Source organism: Pseudomonas sp. E141, assembly GCF_052659885.1.
Window position 1 is genome coordinate 5,625,222 of the sequence record NZ_CP084024.1, and the last position, 22,804, is coordinate 5,648,025.

General features: G+C 57.6%; 18 protein-coding genes. 2 read left to right on the forward strand and 16 right to left on the reverse strand.

What is annotated here, in order from left to right; translation table 11 throughout:
• Positions 1–134 precede the first annotated feature (134 nt).
• Entirely contained in the window at positions 135–1,319 is a 1,185-nt protein-coding gene (desA, locus tag GKKCFE_RS25265; protein WP_076383221.1) for a delta-9 fatty acid desaturase DesA, read from the forward strand.
• Positions 1,320–1,590: 271 nt separating this feature from the next.
• On the forward strand, positions 1,591–2,124 hold the full coding sequence (locus GKKCFE_RS25270; protein ID WP_445577235.1) for a cysteine hydrolase family protein: 534 nt from the start codon (positions 1,591–1,593) through the stop codon (positions 2,122–2,124).
• Positions 2,125–2,193: 69 nt separating this feature from the next.
• Here GKKCFE_RS25270 and GKKCFE_RS25275 read toward each other — a convergent pair whose 3' ends face one another.
• The 16 genes from GKKCFE_RS25275 to tssA all read right to left on the reverse strand — a co-directional run bounded on the left by GKKCFE_RS25275 (position 2,194) and on the right by tssA (position 22,372).
• Positions 2,194–3,078 carry a serine/threonine-protein kinase gene (locus GKKCFE_RS25275; protein WP_445578071.1) on the reverse strand — a complete coding sequence of 295 codons (885 nt, stop codon included), beginning with the start codon at positions 3,076–3,078 and terminating at the stop codon, positions 2,194–2,196.
• A gap of 44 nt (positions 3,079–3,122) precedes the next feature.
• Positions 3,123–3,848: a PP2C family protein-serine/threonine phosphatase gene (locus GKKCFE_RS25280; protein WP_188251855.1), complete on the reverse strand. Its 726-nt coding sequence runs from the start codon at positions 3,846–3,848 to the stop codon at positions 3,123–3,125.
• On the reverse strand, positions 3,848–7,327 hold the full coding sequence (tssM, locus tag GKKCFE_RS25285; RefSeq protein WP_445577236.1) for a type VI secretion system membrane subunit TssM: 3,480 nt from the start codon (positions 7,325–7,327) through the stop codon (positions 3,848–3,850). The genes GKKCFE_RS25280 and tssM overlap by 1 nt, the downstream gene beginning before the upstream one ends.
• Before the next feature lie 13 nt (positions 7,328–7,340).
• Positions 7,341–8,204: a type IVB secretion system protein IcmH/DotU gene (icmH, locus tag GKKCFE_RS25290; RefSeq protein WP_445577237.1), complete on the reverse strand. Its 864-nt coding sequence runs from the start codon at positions 8,202–8,204 to the stop codon at positions 7,341–7,343.
• Positions 8,205–8,209: 5 nt separating this feature from the next.
• Positions 8,210–9,541 (reverse strand): type VI secretion system baseplate subunit TssK, encoded by a 1,332-nt coding sequence (tssK, locus tag GKKCFE_RS25295; RefSeq protein WP_445577238.1) that lies wholly within the window; start codon positions 9,539–9,541, stop codon positions 8,210–8,212.
• Positions 9,538–10,041 carry a type VI secretion system lipoprotein TssJ gene (gene tssJ / locus GKKCFE_RS25300; RefSeq protein WP_445578072.1) on the reverse strand — a complete coding sequence of 168 codons (504 nt, stop codon included), beginning with the start codon at positions 10,039–10,041 and terminating at the stop codon, positions 9,538–9,540. Before tssJ ends, tssK begins: the two co-directional genes overlap by 4 nt.
• 5 nt (positions 10,042–10,046) lie before the next feature.
• Positions 10,047–11,249, reverse strand: coding sequence for a type VI secretion system-associated FHA domain protein TagH (gene tagH, locus GKKCFE_RS25305; protein ID WP_445577239.1), 1,203 nt, complete (start codon positions 11,247–11,249; stop codon positions 10,047–10,049).
• A gap of 17 nt (positions 11,250–11,266) precedes the next feature.
• Positions 11,267–11,407, reverse strand: coding sequence for a type VI secretion protein (locus GKKCFE_RS25310; RefSeq protein ID WP_092399422.1), 141 nt, complete (start codon positions 11,405–11,407; stop codon positions 11,267–11,269).
• 64 nt (positions 11,408–11,471) lie between these two features.
• Complete coding sequence (locus GKKCFE_RS25315) at positions 11,472–12,980, reverse strand: sigma-54 interaction domain-containing protein (RefSeq protein ID WP_445577240.1); 1,509 nt, start codon at positions 12,978–12,980, stop codon at positions 11,472–11,474.
• An 8-nt stretch (positions 12,981–12,988) separates the two neighbouring features.
• Positions 12,989–15,574 carry a type VI secretion system ATPase TssH gene (gene tssH / locus GKKCFE_RS25320; RefSeq protein ID WP_445577241.1) on the reverse strand — a complete coding sequence of 862 codons (2,586 nt, stop codon included), beginning with the start codon at positions 15,572–15,574 and terminating at the stop codon, positions 12,989–12,991.
• A 1-nt stretch (position 15,575) separates the two neighbouring features.
• Entirely contained in the window at positions 15,576–16,592 is a 1,017-nt protein-coding gene (gene tssG, locus GKKCFE_RS25325) for a type VI secretion system baseplate subunit TssG (RefSeq protein ID WP_445577242.1), read from the reverse strand.
• Positions 16,556–18,343, reverse strand: coding sequence for a type VI secretion system baseplate subunit TssF (gene tssF / locus GKKCFE_RS25330; protein ID WP_445577243.1), 1,788 nt, complete (start codon positions 18,341–18,343; stop codon positions 16,556–16,558). The genes tssG and tssF overlap by 37 nt, the downstream gene beginning before the upstream one ends.
• A gap of 6 nt (positions 18,344–18,349) precedes the next feature.
• Entirely contained in the window at positions 18,350–18,763 is a 414-nt protein-coding gene (tssE, locus tag GKKCFE_RS25335; RefSeq protein WP_445577244.1) for a type VI secretion system baseplate subunit TssE, read from the reverse strand.
• Positions 18,764–18,776: 13 nt separating this feature from the next.
• Complete coding sequence (gene tssC, locus GKKCFE_RS25340) at positions 18,777–20,252, reverse strand: type VI secretion system contractile sheath large subunit (RefSeq protein WP_188251864.1); 1,476 nt, start codon at positions 20,250–20,252, stop codon at positions 18,777–18,779.
• Positions 20,253–20,295: 43 nt separating this feature from the next.
• Entirely contained in the window at positions 20,296–20,784 is a 489-nt protein-coding gene (gene tssB / locus GKKCFE_RS25345; protein ID WP_047226741.1) for a type VI secretion system contractile sheath small subunit, read from the reverse strand.
• A gap of 31 nt (positions 20,785–20,815) precedes the next feature.
• On the reverse strand, positions 20,816–22,372 hold the full coding sequence (tssA, locus tag GKKCFE_RS25350) for a type VI secretion system protein TssA (RefSeq protein WP_445577245.1): 1,557 nt from the start codon (positions 22,370–22,372) through the stop codon (positions 20,816–20,818).
• Between the last annotated feature and the right edge of the window lie 432 nt (positions 22,373–22,804).

A 22,804-nucleotide genomic window follows, 5' to 3' on the forward strand; every position in this document is an offset into this window, starting at 1 on the left:
GTCCCCACAAAGAGGTGGGAATTATAGAGTAAGAAACATCCTGCCACTGTTATCTGAAAGGCCGACTGGTTTTATCTGTGCGGCAGGTGATAATGCAACGGCTGTTTCTATCTTTATCGAGGGCCCTATAGCCTATGTGGTACGAAGGTTTTCTTGGCTTGTCGCCCTGGTCACTGGTGGCAGTCACCCTGCTGATGACCCATGTCACGATCATTGGCGTCACGGTCTACCTGCACCGTTATTCGGCTCATCGCTCCCTGGAGCTCAACGCCGGCCTCAAACATTTCTTCCGCTTCTGGCTGTGGTTGACCACGGCGCAGAACACCCGCGAGTGGACCGCTATCCACCGCAAGCACCACGCCAAATGCGAAACCGTCGATGATCCCCACAGCCCGGTGATCAAAGGCCTGTCCACCGTGCTGCGCAAAGGCGCCGAACTCTATCGCGCCGAAGCGGAAAACCCCGAAACCCTGCGCATCTACGGCAAGAACTGCCCTGATGACTGGATCGAGCGTAATCTCTACAGCCGCTTCCCACTCATGGGTGTGGCGATCATGGGCGTCATCGACCTGCTGCTGTTCGGCACCATCGGCATCACCATCTGGGCCATCCAGATGATGTGGATTCCGGTCTGGGCTGCCGGCGTGGTCAATGGCCTGGGTCATGCCGTGGGCTACCGCAACTTCGAATGCCGCGACGCGGCGACCAACCTGGTGCCCTGGGGCATCCTGATCGGTGGCGAAGAACTGCACAACAATCACCATACCTACCCCAATTCGGCCAAGCTGTCGGTACGCAAATGGGAGTTCGACCTGGGCTGGGCCTGGATCCAGGTATTCAGTTTCCTGCGCCTGGCCAAGGTCCAGCGCGTCGCGCCGATCGCCCACCGTGTCGAGGGCAAGGGGCATCTGGACATGGACACCGCCATGGCGATCCTCAACAACCGTTTCCAGATCATGGCCCAGTACCGCAGGCTGGTCATCGCGCCGTTGGTCAAGCAGGAACTGGAAAAGGTCGATCACTCGGTCCGCCACCAATTCCACCGGGCCAAACGCCTGTTATCGCGGGAAACCAGCCTGCTGGATGAGCGTCACCACGCGCGCATCCAGAGCATGTTGGAACACAGTCAGGCGTTGAAGGTGATCTACGAAAAACGCCTGGCCTTGCAGCAGATCTGGGCCAAGACCAGCAGCAACGGCCACGACATGCTCGCGGCCATCAAGGAATGGATCCACGAAGCCGAGGCCAGCGGCATCCAGTCCCTGCGCGACTTCGCTGACCAACTCAAGACCTACTCGCTGCGGCCTGCAACGGCCTGATAAGCAACCCCGCCAGCCGGCGGAATGCTGTTCACTTAAAGGATGGCGCTTCTCCTTGAGTGGGGAAGCGCCTTTTTTTGGGGCTTTGTGTGCTAGTGTCGAGCTATGACCCATTATTGCCTCACCTCGACTACCACCACCACGACCGCTGAAAGCGGAGCGTGCGAGGTGTCGTGAGCCAATAGCAGACGAACTTCAAAGGCCCGCCAGCGATGGACAGGGCCTTTTTTACGCCCTTGTGTCGCTGGCTCAAACGCAAGGAGATGCACTCATGTACGCCCTATTGATACTCGATATCCAAGTCGGGCTTGTTCACGGCCCGGAAAAACCATGGTGCTGCGAAGAGTTGTTGGCAACAGTGAATACCCTGATGGACAAGGCACGCAGCGCTGGCGCCCCGATTTTTCTCGCGCGCCACATTGGGCCCGAGGGATCTCCAATCGGACCAGGCAGCCCGTTGACGATGATTGCGCAGGAACTGAAGCTTCTGGGTGAAGAGGTGGTATTCGAAAAACGGCGGCCCAACGCCTTTGAAATGACCGACCTGGCGGACAATTTGCGGTCTCTCGGGGCTACCGGCGTGGTGATTACTGGCATGAAAACCCAATACTGCGTCGATAGCACCTGTCGTGCTGCTCGTGATCTTGGCTTCGACGCGGTACTTGTCGCCGAAGGCCATACCTGTTCAGACACGCCAGTAATGAAAGCCAAGGACATCGTTGCTCATCACAATGCGACTCTTGAAGGGCCGTTCTGCCGGCTAGTTCGGGCTGAGGAGTGGAGCTTCCAGCAGAGCCGAAACTAAGGGAATGCACATGGCTTGCCGGCCACAAGATGCATTGCCGGCACGCTCATGACATTGCTCGCAACCAACTCACCACCAGGACGACTCAGCACCCAAGGCGTCACGCAACTGCGCCGCAGTAATGCGGCGCTGTCCCGGATCAAACGTCAGCGCCAAGCGCAACGCCGCCCAGCAACGCCTGGGCAAATTGCGCGGAGCTTTGAGTTCGCGCTCCATGCGGGCGTCTCGAGCTTGGGTTGAAGGTAAACGGCGGAACGGGTGTTTGCCGCTCGCCAGCTCATACAGTAAGCAAGCCACCCCATAGGCATCGGCCCCCTCTGACAACGGTGCGCCGTCAAGCAACTCAGGGGCGGCGTAGCTCGGGGTCCAGGCGTTGAGGCGGTCTCGACTCAGGTTTGGCAGACCCTTCAACGGGCCCTCTTGCGCCAGGCCCAAGCCGAAATCGAACAAACGCACCCCCTCCTCGCTGAGCATGACGTTGCTTGGCTTCATGTCCCCGTGCAACACGCCCCGGCTGTGGGCATACGCCAAGGCGTCGAGCAGCGGCGCGGCGATGGCTTGCAGTTCATGCCAGGGCAAACCCAGCGGCCGCTCGCAAAGCAGTTTGTCCAAGGTCAAGCCGCGCATCAGTTCCATGGTGATAAAAGCCCGTCGATGGTCAGCGTCCACTTCGAAGGTGTATGGACGCAACACGTTCGGGTGATGCAATCGTCTGCTCAGGGCGAACTCGCTGTAGAGCAGCGCGCTGGCGTCAGGCGAGCCATCGAATTGCTCACTGAGCATTTTCAACGCAACGTATGGATCGGGATCACCGTATTGTTCGTGTAGAAGGTCCCGTACGCGATACACGAGCCCCATGCCTCCTGCTCCGAGCAGGCGTTCTAGGCGATAGCGACCTGCGAGTATTTCGGGCATGTCGCTGACACAGCGCTCGCGCAATGTCGTCGAATGCAGAGCGTTGGAGAAGGCGAAATATGTGTGGTGGCTCCCCTCTTCTTTCACTGGCCAATCACCACCGCCGTCAAGTTGTCCTTCGCAGCGCCACGCAGTACTTGCTCGAAAAGACACTCCAAGGCAGTGCAAGGTGAAGCAAGGCTCAACGCGTCCCCCAGGGCTTGTGCACTTAGATCCTGATACAAGCCGTCAGTGCACAACAAAAACGTATCGTGCGGATGAATCTCCAGCTCCAAAACCTCCAGGCTCAATTCTTGCGCAGCGCCGACGGCGCGAGTCAACGCCTTCGCTGCCGGGTGGGCACGGGCCTCATGAATATCGATGTGTTGCTTGTCGATCATTTGCTGTTGCAGTGAGTGGTCCCTGGATAACTGATAAAGCCGTCGGTCGCGCCACAGATAACATCGGCTATCGCCTGCCCAAATACACGCTCCACGGTTGCCTTCCAGCAACAATGCCACCACGGTGCTGCCCATGATTGCGCAATGACGTCCTGTGACAGTCAGTTCTTGGTTCAATCGCCGATTGATCCAGCGCAGGCACTGGCGCACCGCTTTCGAACGCTTGTCGAGGTCTCGGTACAGCGGCAACTCCGCCAGATTGGCAACAATCAATTGGCTGGCGATGTCACCCCGCGCATGACCGCCCATCCCGTCGGCCACCACCCATAGCCCCTGTTGTGGAGATTCGAGAAAGGCATCCTCGTTCCGCCCCCGAACCTTGCCAGGGTCTGTACGTGCGGCGCTGCGCCATCGATCCACAGCCTGCATCAAAGCTGCACCGGCATTCGAAAAGTGCGCAGCACGCTCGTGTCGAAAGGGTTGGGGGTGCGTTGGCTCGTTAACAGATAATTGGCTCGCAAGCCGCCCAGGTCTGCCTTGAGTACGCGCACATCGCGCCCGGTCAGGTACTCGGTCTGCATCAGGTCAAACAAACGAAAAAGCGACCATGGCCCCGTATTTTTCTCGATACCCAGCCCTCGCCCGACCATTTTGTCCAGCACCAGGGCGGTTCGCCCATCCTGGGCATCACTTGGCCAGGTGAATGTCACAGGCAAGATCGGACCATGACGGTACTCAAGCGTCTTGTCGCCAAAACGGAATTCGGCCCGACTCACAGCCGGATCCAGCGTGTACGGCTCAAGTTTGAACTGCACCTGCGGCTCGGCCGGATTTTCGGCAAAAAAACTCCGGCGGATGGTGTTCGCCGCAGTCATCTGGTCGAGATAGGCCTTGGACACCGGCAAGCTTTGGCCGTCGATGCTGCGCAGGCGATAGTGCCCAGGATGACCGCTGACGAAGGGCCGCATGTAACTCTCGAAGAATCGATCGACAACGCCCTGATCCTTGAAGAACTCTCGGAAGTCGTTGACCGCCACGTCACTGGCACTGTGAGCGCTGAACGGATATCGCTTATAGATTGCCTTGCCGTAGAAGTTGTAAATCTCGCTCTGGTAGCGCTGGTTCAGGTAACGGTAGGAATCATTGAGCACCAAGCGCCAGCTGTCCTCGGCCAGAACGTAAAACCATTGGCTGACCGGACGCGGCAAACGAGCCGAGGCGCTGCGCAGGTTACTCAGTGCATCACGCTGACCGCCCATACGCCGCTTGGCCCATTCGAACGCAGCCTGCTCCGGTGTACCGGCACGGACAAGGTTAGCCAGTTGTAATTGCACCTCGTCCAGCGCCTGCAAGGCCTGAGTCAGCTCGGGCATCGGACTATCATCAAGATCCAGCAGACGGTGCAGTGGCTCGAAACGCCGTCGCAATGATTTTTGCGCGGTGTCCGGCAGATTTCCGGCTAAGGAATCAGCCGTTTTCTCAGTTATGGCAACGATGTGTGTCATGGCACGTCCACCGCTCCCGACCGCAGACTTCACATCATCGATACGCTCTGCAACGCTCAGGATTTGCGTGTGCTCACGCACCTGCACCAGCATCCGCAGGATCGGCGAGTGAGCCGAGGTCAATCCGGCCAGTTGCTCGGCACCCTCCCCCATATCGCCGATCGATTGCAGAGTAACCCGGCCAACTGCTTCGCTCCATTGGTCGGCATAGTCGCTAAAGTACAGTTGCTCCAGTTCGATCATCAGTCGCCGCATGTCCATGCCGCTAAGACCAGCGCCCTCGCCCAGTACCCAATTGTCCCGCAGCAACTCCGTGACCAGAGTTGCACCCTGAACTGAAAAGTATCGCTCGTACCCCTGGCGGGTGTAGAAACCCGGGATCACATGATCAGTGCCTGCCAACAACACACCCTGTGGTCCCAAATGTTGACTGAGACGGTATTGCGGCAGGTGACTGGCCTGTTCTCGGAGCACTCGGTAAACGACGCTCGCCAGGGACTCACTGCGCAGGGTCTCACGGGCACTGGCCACCAGCGACTCGTCAAGCAAATAGGTGAACGGCTGGTCAAGCAGGCGCTGGAAGTGAGCATTCAAGCCATCCTGCACCGCCGTATTGCCGGCGTAACGCAGCGACCAGTCGCTGGCAAGCCGATCCTTTAGCCACGCAGTGTCGCGACGCTCCTGCAGGTTTAGCATCAAGTACGCGCGCAAGCTATTGAGCAAATGTTCGCGGCTATTCAAATTGCCGCGGATGTGCGCCTCAAGCATCTGGGCGACCCGAGGCAGCAGGTGAGCTTGTAATTCACGCTCGTAAGCGCCGACCACCGTTGGATTACTCGCTTGGCCCTGGTACAGACCGATACGCTCATACAACGGTACCTCCCCCTCATGGGGGAAAACCCGCGTGGCTTCGTAACGGATATCAAGGAACTTGAGCATCGCGTCATCACCGGCCACCAGAACCGAGCGCTGCTGATCCCAACGTTGCGCCAACGTACGCAAGCTCTCCAGACGCTCATGATTGGCCGAAAAACCATTCGCCCACAACAACCCGAACACCCCAAGGACCGCCAGCGCTCCCAGGTACAAAGCACGCTGGCCCCAATGAATACGTCTGCGTTCGCGCTGATCGAGGCCCGCGAGGTCGGCCTCCGGAAAAATCACCTTCCTGAGCAAATGTTGGACAAATCGCGAACGTCCTCCAGGTGCCACAGCCGTACTGCGTAGACTGGCATCGCCTTGGACGGCCGAGCCCCTGCCAAAGGCTGGCGGGGAAGCGCACGTCAGGTAGAACCCGCGTAACTGGCAAACATCGCCGGTGAAGGCCATCTCCACCAGCAGCCGCAAAGTGGCCCCGATATGCCCCAGTTGATGAGGAAAATCAAGGATCTGACCACGGCGTCGAGTATCGCGCTCCTGATGCATGCGCATGAGTACCTGACTATTAACGCGATGCAGCAACGCCTCGAATTCGGCTTGCAACACCGCCCCATCGTTGCCGCGCTGGTCCTGGCTGAAACTCGCGCCCAGCACCTGATCACTTTCCTCGCGAGTCAGCGAATCGAAGAACTCGTTAAAGCCAGGCACGCTGTCCGCTTTGCTAAGGACCAGATAAATCGGCACATCAACGTGCAACCGACGTCGTACCTCCTGCAAGCGGCCACGAATCTGGCAGGCCAACATAGTGACTTCATCCTCACGGGCCAGCAGCAGGACGTCGATCGGCACAACCATCAGCAAGCCATTCAAGGGCCGATAGCGGCGACGTCTGCGCAGCAGCTCCAGCAAAGCCACCCAGGCACTGCCGTCGGCATCGGAATCCTCCTGGCTCAAGTAGCGCCCGGGCGTGTCTACCAGCACGGCGTGCTCGGCAAAGTACCAGTCGCAACTGCGGGTGCCCGATACATCAGCCATCGGCTTTTGCTCATGCCTGTTGATGGGGAACTCCAGCCCCGAGCGGTCCAGCAGACTAGTCTTGCCACCAGCGGACGGCCCCATCAGCAGATACCAAGGCAGTTCGTTTCGCCAGCACCCGCCACGACCAGAGTAAAAACGTGAGGTTTTCAGCGTTCTTAACGCCTGCTTGAAGCGCGAGCGCAGTTCGCGTTGCTCATCGTCAATGCTGGTCTGGCGCCGAATGGCATCCCGGTCGCTGGTGACCTCCTTGGTTCTCAGGTTCGCGCCGGCTCGCCCATTAACGAAAACCATGCCCAGCCCCCAACCCAGTAGCAAGATGCTGATCGACAGCAGCCGTGCCGTCGGGGTCGACCAAAACTTGTAATCATTGACCGCCAGCAGCGGTCCGACGAACCAGACCAACAACCCCGCACAAAATACCAGCAGCAACGTCCAGACCCAGGTTCGACGCACACAAGCACCGGCTTTTCGGAAAAACGATTTCATGACACGTCCCTGTTTACGGTCGCGGCTGAGCGGTGACCGGCTCAAGCGATTGATAAGGTTGCAGTACGCTTTCGCGATGCTCGTCCAGTACCCAGGTGAAGCTCCAATACATCACCCCCAGACATACCAGGGTGAAGGCCACCACTGTCCAGGCCGGGACAATGCGCACCGGAGTGCGAGGTACGCCATCGAGGCCTTCCCAGTGGGGTGACAGTTCACGAGGGATGTCACCTCGGACCTGACGGATCATTCGGTAAAGCGCGTCACGAATGCCTTCGAGCTCAAGAACTCCACGGGCCTGAACCCGATACTTGCCTTCGAAACCCAGGGAGAGGCACAAGTACAGCAGCTCAAGCATCGGCAGATGCTTGATGGGATTTTTCGACAGGCGATCGAGCAACTGGAAGACTTTCTCTCCGCCGAATGTCTCGTTGTGAAAGGTACTGAGTAGACTGATTTGCGACCAACCGCTCCCATGACCCCATGACGTGGTAGCTACCGCTTCATCAATCACTGTGCACAGCACGTAACGAGCGGCGATCAACTGGCTGCTTTCAACACCACCTTGCAAGGCCCGGGCTTCGAACTGTTCCAAGCCCCAGGTCAGTTCACGCTTGAGCGTTTGCAGATCTTCTCGATCACGACCGTGTTTGAGCCGCACCACTTGCGACAGCAAGCCGGATGCCGCCGCCACCAGTGGATTGAGGCTGAGATTCAATGTCCGGGACGGCGATAGGTGAGCGGCGTAGACCATTCGATCTTGCAACTGTTCGATACGTGGCGGTGGGATAGCGTCGGTCAATGGCCCGGAGCCGGGGCGTTGGCCATGATGATCGAGCAGAACCGTTGTTTCGTCCTGAGGATTTTCCTTATCCATTTCATTCAGTTCCTGATGGCCCAAAAATTCAGTTCAAGGTCAGCAAATTCCCCGGAAACATGGAAAGCAAAGCCCGCAGAGTGCTTCAGTTGAGCAAGGTCTTCGGGACTGGGTTCGAGGATGAAATAGGTTTTGTTGACATGAAACGCAATCTGCCGCGGCGCCACGGGCAAAGGCCGGATCTTGATGCCAGGCAGATGCAGGTTGACCAATTGGCGAATGCGTTCCACCGGACCGACCTTCAGGTGCGCAGGCAAGCGATGGCGCAAAGCTTCGCCGTCGCAGTTGGCACTTGCCGCCAATACGAACGAAGCCGAGTCCAGTAACGAAAGATCCGGTATCGACGAGACCATGATCCCGTACTGACGCACCTGCAATTGCAGCTCGATAGCATGCTGCTCAAGCACCATCGACAGCATCTGGCGGATCGCTTGCATCAGGCTTCGAAAGCACGCGCCCTGATCATTGTGCTGGTAGCGGTTGTTGAGCGGCGGGCGCTTGTTGTCACTGGAGAAAGTCGCCAAATCACCTAACAGAGCCAATAGGGCGCGGTATAGCGTTTCGGGATGTGCCTGTTCCTGCTCTAGATAATGACGCAGCAACAGTTCGGTGCGGTTGATCATCTGCAGCATCATGAAATCGCCGACTTGTGCGCCCCCCGTCTTGCCATTGGTACGAATCCGATCAGCTAGGCTGTCACCCCGATAGGCAAGCATGCCGACGACTTCCTTGAGGCATGACAGCAGATAACTGGATGACCGAGCCTGGATAAACGTTGGCACAAAGTCTGGATTGAGCTTGATCACTCCATCAGACGTCGTATCGAGTACCTCACAGAGCTTGAGCCTCACAAACGCTTGGTCGCTTTGCTGCTCGCCCAATAGCAGGCGCAAGTCCGCGCGACCACAACTGATCACGCTTGCGTTAGCATCTCCTGCATTGGAGTCGGTGACCCGCGATTCATAGGTCGTGAAGCGGGCCACCACATCAGACTGCTCTGGGCGGCGGGCCTCGATGTGATTGCCGGTCACCAGCGGCAGGGCCAGGTAAATCGACGTATTGCGGGTATTGGATGGCACCTCCAGGGTCACTGGTTCGGCGTTGCTACCCAACTCGAACAAACTGCCGTCCGGCAGGACCCCCGAAGCATGGCTGACCACCAACTGGCCCATGCCAAGAAACTGAGCATCGATTTCCAGCGCCAGAAAACCCCAGGCATAACTGGCCAACAAGCGGGTGCGGACCTTCAACTGGTGATCGAAGTAGCGATCGTTGTGCTGCAAATGCTGCGGACGCAGCAGCATGCCTTCCTGCCAGATGACTTTATCGTGATTCATCGGTCATCTACCTTGGCTGTTTTTTCAAGGGTGCTAGCGATACCTTCCTGATCGAGAGTCAGGTTCACTTCGGTCACCTGCGCCGCGGCGAGTGGTAGTGTGTAGCGCCATCGGGTTTGCGGCAGGTCGCGGTACGCTGCCAGCACGCCGACATAACGACCGCCCCCCACGATGCCAAGCCTTAGTTCGATGGTTTCACCCGGACGCAGCTCCAGTTCTTCGCTGGAAACCAGATCGGGCGATAAGGTTTCCCTGGCGCGCTCATACAGACTGAAGAAATCCGCACTCTCGAAAGCCACCGCATGCTTGAGTTCAAACAACCGCACCACCACTGGCGATGGTCGTCCATTGAGGTCCGGGTTGAGTTGATCAGTGGCAGTCAGCGTGAGGTTGAGCTTGGTTATCGTCGAAAATGGCGATAGAGAGGCGCAACCGGCCAACAGCACCGTAGTGACAAGCGCTGTCAAACTTCGGAGAAAAAACATCGTGCAGCGAGACATGTCCATCATCCGTGGCAATCGTTGTGCAGAGTGGAAATTAAACGAATCTGTTCTTCATAAGCCTGGGCAAAGTCGCGAGCCAGCAGACGATCGGTCCACTCATCGTCCTGGCACAGGGACTGGTGATAGCGGCCGTAAGCCCTCCAGTAGCGGCCCGAGGTATTGACCAGTGGCTTGTCACCCAGCTCCAGACGAAGAATCAATTGCCGGGGTGAAAAATGTTCCAGCGTTGCACGCAAGGTCGCGCGACTGGCACTGAGCAAGGCCACTTGATGGGCCTGTAGATCGCGAAATGCCCGAGCGACGGCTTGTTCGGCCGACAGCTGACCAGGCTTGTCCGACCGCAACAGCATCTGCAGCGCGTGATGGCTGTCGTCGGCGAATTTCAACGGGTTCTTCTGCTCGCCCTCGGCGACGGTGTGGGCCAGACGCAGTTCGTTTTTCAACTCCGAACGAATCCGCAGACTCCGCTGCAAACCCTTGACGCTTTGCTTGAGCAGCACAGCTGCGTTGATCGCCAAGGCTTCGCGGGTCTCGCCGTCCAGGCTATTGAGGTCCATGCCCAGCGCGCTGCCGAAGCGCTCCCAGAAACTATCGCTTGAGGGTTCCAATGCGCCGGACGGGAGGCCCGTGACCGGCTCAGGTGTGGTCACGGCGTCGATCAGGTCCGGCAGCAGCAGGCTTTCCATATCGATACGAGCGTAGTCCGAACGCCACGGGGTGTCGGACGGGACCGCAGCGGGTTTTATCAGATTATCGATATCAGAAAACATCTGCTCTCGTTGGTCCATGGCCTTCAGCGGGTCTAGATCCAAAAACATGTCGTCAGGGATCAGGCTGCCGGCCGGTACCGCACGTTGGGGTTCAGCACGGCTGCTCGCAGGGCCGGATATCAACCGGGCCCGAATTTCGAAATCGCCCAGAAGGTAGGCTTTACCATCCTTGATACGTACCGGCTCGTCCTTGGGCAGGCGCGCACCACTTTCACTGTCGGTCACGCCGTTGCCACTGATGTCGGTGAGAAAAAACACACCTTCATGGAAACTGATCTGTGCATGACGCTTGGACAGGAATCGCTGACGGTCGGGAATAACCCAGTCGCAGCTCTCGCCCCGTCCGATCACGCCGCCGACCGGTCCGAAAGTCTTCTGACACGACTGCACCGCGACAAACTGTCTGGCGTTCAATATTTCGAAAACAAGTTCCATTGATGAGCTCCTTGCGGTCATTTGCCGCGATTGACCGCCTGCGGATCGCCCAGTGGGCGATAACTGCTGTCATTGAATTTGTAATTACCGCTGCAACCGCCGAGGCCAAGTAACACCGCCAGGGTCAGCAGGACGGTTTGCCGGGAATAGACAGACATGGAAAAAAGTCTCCAGAAGTGAAAGGAGCAGACAGGGATAGGTAGGAGTGAACAAGAGCGAGAGTCATTCATCGAAGTCCCTGCGACAGATCTTCAGGCGCCCAAGGCGATACAGCAGTGTGCGCAGCGGCAAGCCGAGTTCGCGGGCGGAAAGCGTCTGATTACCGGCGTTTTTGCGAAGGCAATCGATCAGCAACTTACGTTCGATCTGCCTCATCCGTTCACGCAGACTTAAGTGGTCTTGGTCTGGAGGAGTTTCGATGTGCAAAGCAAAATGTTCGACCAATAGTTCTGCGCCCTCACACAGCAGCACGGCTCTTTCCACCATGGCCTTGAGTTCACGGATATTTCCGGGAAAACCATACGCAGCCAAGTGGCCCAGCGCCGCGTCGGACCAGCGCACCGGATCTCGTCGCAAGAACGTGCAAGCCTTGTCGGCGAAATGCCGCGCCAGCTCAAGGATGTCTCCGTCGCGCTGACGCAACGCCGGCAACTGGATCGGAAACTGAGCAAGGCGGTAATACAGGTCCTCGCGGAACTTTCCCTCCTCCATCAACTGCTTCAGGTTGCGATGCGTAGCGGCAATGATGCGCACGTCGATTGTGTGGGTGTCGTTGGACCCCAGCGGACGGACCTCTCCCTCCTGCAACACCCGCAGCAGCTTGGCCTGAAGGGACAACGGCATGTCGCCAATTTCATCGAGCAGCAGAGTGCCTCCGTTGGCCGCATCGAACAGCCCTGGGCGGTCCCGATCGGCCCCGGTGAAAGCCCCCTTGCGATAGCCGAACAGCTCGCTCTCCAGCAAATGTTCGGGAACTGCCGCGCAGTTCTGGACGATGAACGCCTTGGAACGCCGTCCACCGCAATCGTGGATCGCCCGAGCCACCACTTCCTTGCCTGTGCCGGTCTCACCACACAGCAGGATGGTGTAAGGGCTGTGCAGGACTTTGCTGATCAATGACCAGGTCTGGCGCATTGCCGCGCTGTTGCCGACCAGGCCAGAGCCATCTACGCCGGGCAAGCTTGTGGGGACGGGCCGGGTTGGACGAGGCACACGCTGTAACTGATGCATCCGGTTGAGGGCGAACGCCCCAAGGTCCCCCAGAGGCTCGGCAAACCCATGCAGGTCCATATGCCGATCGCTAGCGCATAACAACAGACCTTCTACGGTTTCCTGCTGATTGACGAGAGGCACGCAGAGCAGCGACTGCCACGGTGCTGCCCGCGTCGGCAGAAAACTTATTTTGTGCAGGCTGCCACTCAATGTGCCAAGACACACCACGCGATTCTGATCCAAGGCGAACTGCAACAGTTGCTCACTGCTGTAATCGGAAGGGAGGCTGCTGCGCTCACGAAACTGCAACTGGCCTTCCAGGCATTCGGTGTGCATTTCCAGGCGAGAGTGAGTAGCGTCAAACACGTACAACTGCGCCAATTCGCAGCCACTGAGACTCGCCACACCCAGGATGAAATCGGCCGACAATGCAGCATCATCCACCGCCCGCGACAGGCGGGAAAACTGCGCCAGAAGGGCTTCAGCGCAGGCCAGCGGTTGCGCAACCTGCTTGAACATCGTGCCCATCAAGTGAACTCGCAAGTTACGCTTGCTTCACCGGTGAGCGTGGCGTGTACGTGTCGCAGTTGTTCACCACCCGCCATGGCCGCGAGCAAGCGGTCGGCAACCAGCGGCATTAGTTGTCGGTCAAGCAAATGGTCAATCAGCCGCGCGCCACTGTCGCTGCGGGTACAGCGCTCGACGAATTGATCAACGAGGCGCCCGCAATAACTGAACCCCAACTGCCGACGAAGCAGCCTCTCTCCCAAGCGATCCAATTTGATTTCCACCAGCTCGCGCAGTACCGGCCCGCTTACCGGGTAGTACGGCACCACACACATGCGCGAAAGCAGTGCCGGTTTGAAATGTTTACTGAGTATCGGGCGAATGGTTGTTTCGAGATGTTCGACACTCGGTTGCACGCCGTTTTCGCACAGATCACTGATGAGTTCGCTGGCCAGGTTCGACGTCAGCAGAATCAGGGTGTTACGAAAATCAATCTCTCGCCCTTCCCCGTCATTTGCCAGACCTTTGTCGAATATCTGGTAGAACAGGTTCAGCACATCCGGGTCGGCTTTTTCGACCTCATCAAGCAACAGCACTGAATAGGGCTTTTGCCGCACTGCCTCTGTAAGCATGCCGCCCTCACCAAAACCGACATAACCCGGTGGCGCGCCGATCAGCCGCGAGACGGTATGTTTGTCCTGGAACTCTGCCATATTGAGCGTGGTAATGAAGCGACTGCCCCCGTACAGCAGGTCGGCCATGGCCAGCGCCGTTTCAGTCTTTCCGACCCCGCTCGGTCCCACCAGCAGAAATACGCCCACCGGGGCGTCGGGTTTGTTCAGGCCAGCAGCGGCAGCGCGCATTGCGCGATCAAGTGCCTGCACGGCCTGCTCCTGACCGCGAATGCGAGCGCGCAAGTCAGCAGAGAAACTGGCGACTCTTGCGTTGTGCTCCCTTGCCAGTTGCGCCAACGGAATACCCGTCCAGGCGCTGATTACCTCGGCTACCAGTCGTGGGCAAACCTCGAAACTGATCAGGCGCTCGTGAACCTGCGCAGCCATCAACGCGCTGTGGGTCTCGTGCAACGACACTTCCAGGGTTTCGACACTCAGTGCTTGATCCATTGCTGCTGAGCGCGTACCGGCCAATTGTTGGCGCAACGACAGGAGGTGTTCGGCCAGTGTTCGTTGCTCCGTCCAGCGAGTTTCCAGCACCTGACACTCGTCTTGAACAGCAACCAGACGTGCCTCCAGGGCCGCCAGTTGCGGGATATCAATCGACAGGCCAGCCTCTGCGTCACGTCGCAACGCCTGGCGCTGCCGCTCGCCTTCGGCCAATTCACCCCGCAATCGTTCAAGGCTTTGCGGCGCAGTAGCCAAGCTGATGCGCACTCGAGCGCAGGCAGTGTCCAACACATCGACAGCCTTGTCCGGCAGTTGACGGCCGGCCAGGTAGCGGGCCGACAAGTGTGCTGCAGCGACCACCGCATCATCTCGCAGGTAAATACCGTGACTGGCCTCATAAACCCTAGCCAGCCCCCGCAAAATCGTCACTGCGTCACCGACGGTAGGTTCGTTCACTCGCACGGGCTGGAAACGCCGGGCCAGAGCCGGATCTTTCTCAAAATATTTCTTGTATTCAGTCCAGGTGGTAGCCGCTATGGTGCAAAGCTCACCTCGAGCCAGGGCTGGCTTGAGCAGGTTGGCCGCATCGGAGCCGCCAGCGTTACCGCCCGCGCCGATCAGCGTATGAGCCTCGTCGATGAACAGGATGATAGGCTTAGGTGAAGTTTTGATCCCGTCGATCACACCTTTGAGGCGTCGCTCAAATTCGCCCTTGATGCTGGCTCCGGCCTGCAGCAACCCCATATCCAGCGACAGCACTTCAACGGCTTCGAGTACAGACGGCACTTCCCCGCCGGCAATGCGCAAGGCCAGTCCTTCGACAATGGCAGTTTTGCCCACTCCCGCTTCGCCGACCACGATCGGATTGTTCTTGCGGCGACGAACCAGGATATCGATCATTTGCCTGATCTCGTCATCCCGGCAAAGCACAGGGTCGAGATGGCCGTCGCGTGCCTGCTGGGTCAGGTTTTGAGTGAAGCGCTGCAGTAGGGAATCGTCTGGTGCGATCAATTGATTCGTACCCGGTTGGGCTCCTCGCGACAAGACCAGCGCCTTTAAGCGCCCGGCGTTCATCCGAGCGAGAAATGCCTGATAAGGGCTGTCTGCGTAACGATCCAGATTACGCAGCATTGCCAGGATCAAAGCGGCTTGCCCGACCTGGCTTTGCCTCAGTTCTAGATCGGCCACTCGCAATGCATCTTGTAGCCATTGCACCAACTCAGGTGCGAATACCGGGTTATGGGAAGCGCCGTGTTCAATCCGCGGTTGCAGGGCGGCGCTCAGTTCGCTGGCGCTTATCCGGGCATCCAGCAAGGCATGCGCGAGCAGACCCTGCGGGTGCTCCAACAAGCCCAGCAACAGATCTTCCACCAGGACTTTATTGGCACCACGAGACGCGCAGCGCTCGGCAGAACGCTCCAAGTCTCTGCGCGTATCGGCGTCCAACGCCTGAATAAGTTGCTGTAGATCTACGTTGATCATGTCATCCATTCCAAATGAATTTACTGCCCAGGGTCACTACACCATCGGCGTGTTCTTGCCCCATCCAGCTGGTCCAGCCGAGGCGACAGGTATTCCCTTCACCGATACGCAGTTCACGTATCTCTCGCTGGTGAAGGACCAGGCGAATGTCATATTCAAGGGGGGCACGCAGGGTGAAACGCACCAGCGAGCACAACGGCTGATAACCGACTCCGATGGGCAGAAATTCATGGAAGCGTTGCCAATCCAGTTCGTGGATATGGATCCGGAACTTGCCGCTGCGATCACGAACCTGCTCCCCCAGGACCAGGTCTGCGCTCAGCAGGCTATTGGAACTTCCAAGACGATTGCGTTGCTCATCCAGGATGTCTACACAGCGTTCAACACACTGCTCGATGTTCATCTCGGCGTGCTTGAAGTAGTAACGCAGTACGGCTTCGATCAACGCCGCCGAATGAACCCGCAGACTCAGCAGGCCCAGATACGGCAACAAACGGTTCCAGTTCAATTGAGTGGACTTGCGGATTTCTTCGCCGCCCAAGCCGATCAACGCGAACAATTGCTCGGAAAATGGATCGTCGGCACCGCTCTGAAAACTGGCGCAATAGCGGTATTTACGCCAGATCGGCAGCATCAGCCGATGAAGTCGATGATGAAACAGATCAAGGAAATGGCGAGTCGGATTGCCGTTCCCGTCCTCTCCGAGGGCCTGCTCACCATAGAACGCCGGTAGCGGCGAGCCTGTACCCACCAAGCCGATCAGATTCAGACACAAACGAGCCCGTACCTGCCCATGCTCCTCAAAAAACTCCACACGATCGATGTCACTCGCAGGGAATCCCTGGCTTGGATTAGCCTGAAACTCCAGACGCTCATAGAGTTCCTCATCATTCAAGAACGGGCAGACCTCACGCAGCCGATCAATGACCAGCAGCACGGCCTGAAACAGCGAGTACTCACGTATCCCTTGCGTCAGCGCGCTTATAGAAGCGGCTGCTGGCCCATGCGGGGTGTCCATTGATACACCTCTCCCTGAGTGCTGCTCACCCGCAGTTCGTGGTACGAATTGAGGCTGGCGTATAGCGAGAAAAACTCGTTAAGGACCGAGGCGAAAACGAACAAGTCGCCTTCGCCGATATACCCTTGCGGGTCGATGGTCAGTTCGGTGCGCAAGCCACGAACCGGCAACCCTCGGTGCAGGCGATCGACGTGCTGATGCCTGATTGATTTGAGTCCGTCCAGCAGACGCCTACTGACCTTCTCTGTCTGCTCGTCGTAATAACGCGGGAAATCGTAGGTTTCGAGAATCACCTTGAGGGCGTTCACGTCCGCCAGCGACAGATAATTGAGTGACATGTTGCTGACCAACTTCCAGAGGAAGTCGCGGTTGAGCGGGGGGGCGAAACTCGGAGTGACCGGGCGGATGTTGCGAAAGCTCAGCGATTCAGGGCTGCCTTCACCGGGTTGGTCGATGTCACCCACACGCAGTTGCTGCGGCAGGTTCCGGTTGGTGCACATCAGCTCGATCGACAGGGTCTCATGGGGCTGAGCGTGCCGAACATCAAAGCCCAGGCAGGTGTCTAGGCCGCCGTGCAGTAAGGACAGACGTTGGCGGACACTGTAATAGGGGCGGTGATGGGGCGCTTCGAAGCTTGAGTCGTGTTCAAACGACTCGAACGGCACATAGGGCTGATAACCCAAACCGCCGGGGTTCCAGCCGATGACACTTTCGACAGAAAACACACCGCAGTGCTCCCGGTCATAATTGGCTGGCAGAAGCAGGTACTCGTCCTGTTTGCCATCCAGACGGATCGGCTGCGCATCATGGGTGAACAGATTGACGATAGGCGTGCAATAAAGCCTCACGTTATCCAGCGTCGGACGCAGCTGCTGGACACCGCACTTGCCAATATCGAAGCGCAGATCCAGGCCGCGCATCTGCTTGAGGGTCTCTTGCGGTAACGCGCTGAGAACGTCCAGCCCGTGGACATCGACGAACAGGAACTTGTCCTGGAAGGCAAAATATTCCTGCAGGTAACGATAGCCGCGAAAGGTATTAAGCGGATAGGGAATCAGGGCCTCTTCTTCGGCAAACCCTACTGGCTGGACACGGTCGGCACCGATCCTGAAGGTTAGGGGCGAGCCATCTGCAATGCTCAAGGGCATGCCAGCGCCATTCAGCGGGATCAGCTCGATGCTTTTGAGGTTGCGCAACAGGTTGAGGTAAAGCATCTGGCTGATATAACGCTCGCCGGCGAGGTGCAGACGCAGACTGCTCAGTTGCAACTCACCCAAATGCCCCTCGCACCCCATCTCCAGACGCAGGCTCAATAGCGAACCATCGCCCTGCATCGAGTAACTCAACCCGGTAAGGTCTAGCGACAGCACTTCGGTCGGGTAACAGGTACGAAAACGGCAGCGTACCTCCTGTACCGGCTTGCTCTCGACCGACGTGTCACGCGCCACCCGAATGGCAGGGCCGGATCGCTGGAGCGGATCGAACTGCACTATGCTGAACCCCGGTAAAGGCCGCATGTAGTTTGGCCACAACAGGTGCATCAGCGAATGGCTCAGTTCCGGCAGTTCGTCATCGAGTTTCTGGCGCAAGCGCCCTGTCAGAAAGGCGAACCCTTCCAACAACCGCTCCACGTCCGGGTCACGCCCGGCGTGCCCCAGGAATGGCGCCAATGCCGGGTTTCGCTCAGCAAAACGCCTACCCAGTTGGCGAAGTGCGGTCAGCTCGCTCTGGTAGTAATGGTTGAACGACATCGATAGCTATCCTTGGCTGACCTTGATTTGGCCGCGACCGTCCAGGCACGCGGTAAAACTCACTTGCTGCTTGTCACCGTCCATAACCAACAAAGCGTCGATGTTGAAGGACAGCCGGAGCTGATCAGCGCTACTTGGCACTGACGCGACACAAACACTACTGAGACGTGGCTCGTAGGACTCGATGAGCGCCTTGATCGCCTTGCGGGCTTGGCTCCGGGCATCGTGCGGGTTCAAGCGCATGTCATTGAGATCCGGCAATCCATAATCGGGAGACGTCTGCACGCTACCCGCACGGGTGCTGAGCATCTTGGCCAGATGTGCAGCCACAGAAGCCATGACGCAGACATCGCGACTCAAACCTGAACGTTTTTCGACATCGCCGTTCAAGCGCTCGAAAAGACTGCCGTACCCAGCCATAGACGACGCCCGCTTATGCCTTATCCAATTTGCCAACCAACGAGAGGGTGAAATCGGCCCCCATGTATTTAAAGTGCGGGCGCACATTCAAGCTGACGCGATACCAGCCCGGCTCGCCGTCCACATCGCTGACAGTGATCTGGGCAGCACGCAGTGGACGACGACCACGAACCTCGGCGCTTGGGTTTTCCTGGTCGGCGACGTACTGGCGGATCCACTTGTTCAGTTCCAGCTCAAGATCGGTGCGCTCTTTCCACGAACCGAGTTGCTCGCGCTGCAACACTTTCAAGTAGTGAGCCAAGCGGTTGACGATCATCATGTACGGTAGTTGGGTGCCGAGCTTGTAGTTGAGTTCTGCATGCTTGTCCTCGGCGCTGATCCCGAAGTACTTGGGCTTCTGCACGGAGCTGGCGGAGAAGAATGCGGCGTTATCGCTCCCTTTGCGCATGGTCAGGGAAATGAAGCCCTCCTCCGCCAACTCGTATTCGCGGCGGTCGGAAACCAGCACCTCGGTGGGAATCTTGGTTTCAATTTCTCCCATGCTCTCGAAGTGGTGCAGCGGCAGATCCTCGACCGCCCCTCCACTTTGAGGGCCCACGATGTTCGGGCACCAGCGGAACTTGGCAAAACTGTCGGTCAGGCGAGTGCCGAATGCGTACGCAGTGTTACCCCACAGGTAGTGCTCGTGGCTATTGGCTACGGTCTCCTTGTACACAAATGACTTAACCGGATTTTCTTCCGGGTCGTATGGGTTGCGCAGCAGGAAGCGCGGCACGGTCAGGCCGATGTAGCGAGCGTCTTCCGACTGACGGAAGCTCTGCCACTTAGCGAATTGCGGACCTTCAAAGTGGTCTTTCAGATCCTTCAGGTCCGGCAAGCCGGAGAAGCTTTCCAGACCGAAGAAGCTTGGGCCGGCGGCAGCAATGAACGGCGCATGGGACATGCTAGCGACGCTGGACACGTGCTGCATCAACTTCACGTCTGGTGAGCTCGGAGACATGTAGTAGTTGGCGATGATTGCGCCCACCGGCTGGCCACCGAACTGGCCGTACTCCGCGGTATAGATGTGCTTGTACAACCCCGACTGCATCACCTCCGGCGAATCTTCGAAATCGTCCAACAGATCATTCTTGGAAACGTTGAGGATCTCGATTTTGATGTTCTCACGGAAGTTGGTGCGCTCGACCAGCAACTGCAAACCGCGCCACGCCGACTCCAGCGCCTGGAACGCCGGGTGATGAAGAATCTCGTCCATCTGCTGGCTTAACTTGGCATCGATCTCGGCGATCATGCGGTCAACCATGACTTTCTTGACCGGCTCACCACTGTTTTGCGGCTTGAGCAGTTCTTCGATGAACGCCGACACACCACGCTTGGCGATGTCGTAGGCTTCGTCATCCGGGGTCAGGCGGGTTTCGGCGATGATACTGTCGAGAATGCTGTATCCGCCGTATTCACTGTTCTTTTGCTGCGCTGCTCGGGTGCTCATAGTGGAGGTTTCCTTGACTGATAGGGACTCAGGCTTGCTGGGCTTAGGCGCTCAGGCCCAGCTCACCCAGTACACGTGCACGCGATTCGTCGTCGGCGAGTACGCCTTCAATGGCTTTGCGGAACGCAGGTGCGTTGCCCAAGGGGCCTTTGAGGGCCATCAGCGCGTCGCGCAACTCCATCAGCCTCCGCAGCTCAGGCACTTGATCGACCAGGTTGGCCGGGTTGAAGTCCTTCATCGAATTGACGCGCAAATGCATGGACAGCTCTTCTGTCCCACTCTCGGTCTGCAAACGATTTGGCACGCTCAGCGTCAGGTTCAACTCTTGTTTGGCCAGCACCTCGTCGAAGGTCATCTTGTCGATACTGATCGGTTTGCGATCCTCGACCTTGCGTTCGTCCTTGCGGTGGGTGTAATCACCGATTGCCAACAACTTCAGCGGCAACTCGATCTCTTCCTGAGCTCCGCCGGTAGCGGGTTTGAAGGTGACGTTGATGCGTTCCTTTGGGGCGACCGAGCCTTCTTTGGCCATGACTTTCTCCTAACGATTGAGGCCTGGAGGCCTATTCAATGACCCGTTCGAGGTCGAGGTGACACAACCTGCGGTAGGTCTCTTCCTTGCGCTCGCGCACTGCATGGTTTTGGGGCAGCAGCTCACAGCAGTTATGCAACAGATGCAGCACCTGCAACACGAGATCGGGCTCCCAGGCATTCAAGTCCGCGTTCTGTAGCGTCTGATCGAGGGCTTCAAGCTGGACCTTGGCAAGTTCGTATTTCCTGGCCGAGAAGCACAAACGAGCCATCGCAAAACGCCAGCAGAACCGCTCGCGCGCACCGTAAGCGTTTTGCATACCTTGTTTGAGCATCTGGATGGCGGGTTTCAGGCCCCCCTGACGCAGGACCAACTGAGCCTCTTCCAGAGCCAGCTCCCAAAGCATCTGACTGCCGGTGACATCAGCTTTGGGCTGCGGGGTGTGGTTTTGTAGATGAGGCATGACCTGGGCAGCAATCCAGGCTCGGGTAGCCGGATCGGCGAACGGCGCGCCGTCATGCCAACGAAGATCGATAATCCCCTCTAGCCGTTGAATGAACAATGCGAATTGGACTTCCACTTCACGCATGGCCAACTCAGCGTTCAGGCCTTGCAGGCACTCCCACGCGAGTCGCTGGCCGTCGAGCCAAAACGGGGACTTCGCCAGGCTACCTTCGATCTCCAACAACAAATCCGCAAAATGGCCTTGTTGGAGATTGTCCTGATAACTTTTGAGTTTGTCCGTAGGCAGCCCGCGCAGCGACGTAATCTGCTCAGCGTTGCGCTCGGGTAAAGCGTCGATGGGCAGCCAAATCAGCGTGCGATTCAGGCGAAGAGCGCGAACGTCAGTCGCTTTCTGTTTGAGCCACCAGGTGCACAACATACGAGCGCCGTCCTGCTGTACTCGCAGGGCCTTTTGGGCCTCTTTTTCGTTCTCTATCACGACACCGACTGCGAGCATCTGTGTTGCTGCCTGCTCCACCTGAACCGCTACATCCCCAACCACGCCGGATTGCGGTCGATTTTCAGAAACGCGCCGGATCATATTTCTGAGTCGCCGGCACAGCGGCAACAACAACGGCGCTTCATCGCCCAAGTGAGCGGTGCAAGCGGCGTCAAGGCCTTCCAGTTGCTCCACCAGATGTCGGAACAACGCCAGTTGGTCCCTAATCGCGATGTCATCCCCTATCGCCTGCTCCAGGCGAGGCACCAGCCAATTGATGCTCGCGGCGCGGGTTCGGGCCTTGGCCGGGTAGATCTCGGACCAATGGTTTTTACACAGGTATTGCAGGACACAAAGGCCGGCAAGCAACCCCTGTAGAGATTCACGCTGATACAACGCCCATGTCAGCCAGACGGCTACGCGCAGATCCTTCGACTGGGTTCGCAACAGGGCTTCACTTTGTTCAAGTACTTTTAGCCAATCGACCTGACCGCCCTGATGCATCGACTGGGATTTACCCAGCTCGCTTTCCAACGCTTCGTATTCATTAGAAAAACGCACGTCCGCACCGGCGAAACTCTCTGCAGACACAGGAGACTCGGCGAGAGCCAGATAATGGGCGGGCAGTTTTCCGGAATACGGCATTCACTTCTCGATTCAGGGAATTCAGTTAGGGAGGCAAAGTAGTTAGGACAGCATGATTATTTAAGGTCAGCATTCGATGTCACTCGTAGGGTTTTCACCCAATACAATCGAGCCCCTTCAACACAAAATATTACATCGCTCTCCAATCACTCGGATGCCGCCAAGAATGCCAAAATACGGAACATAAAAAAGTAGGAATTTTCTCCTTTCGCAAGAGAATAATAACAAATCGAATGATCAGAATTTTTTCCCTCCACTGCCGCATCTGCCTACTGAAATACGCCATCCAGTCAATTTTAAGTTACTTCAAATAATTTCTGGACGCCGATGCATTTATCTCGGAGAAAATTCCTACATCCTTTTCTTTTTTTAAGCTTCAGACCTTGTCGGGCATCGGGGGCTGCTTCAATGGAATAAGGAGCCGAAGCCATT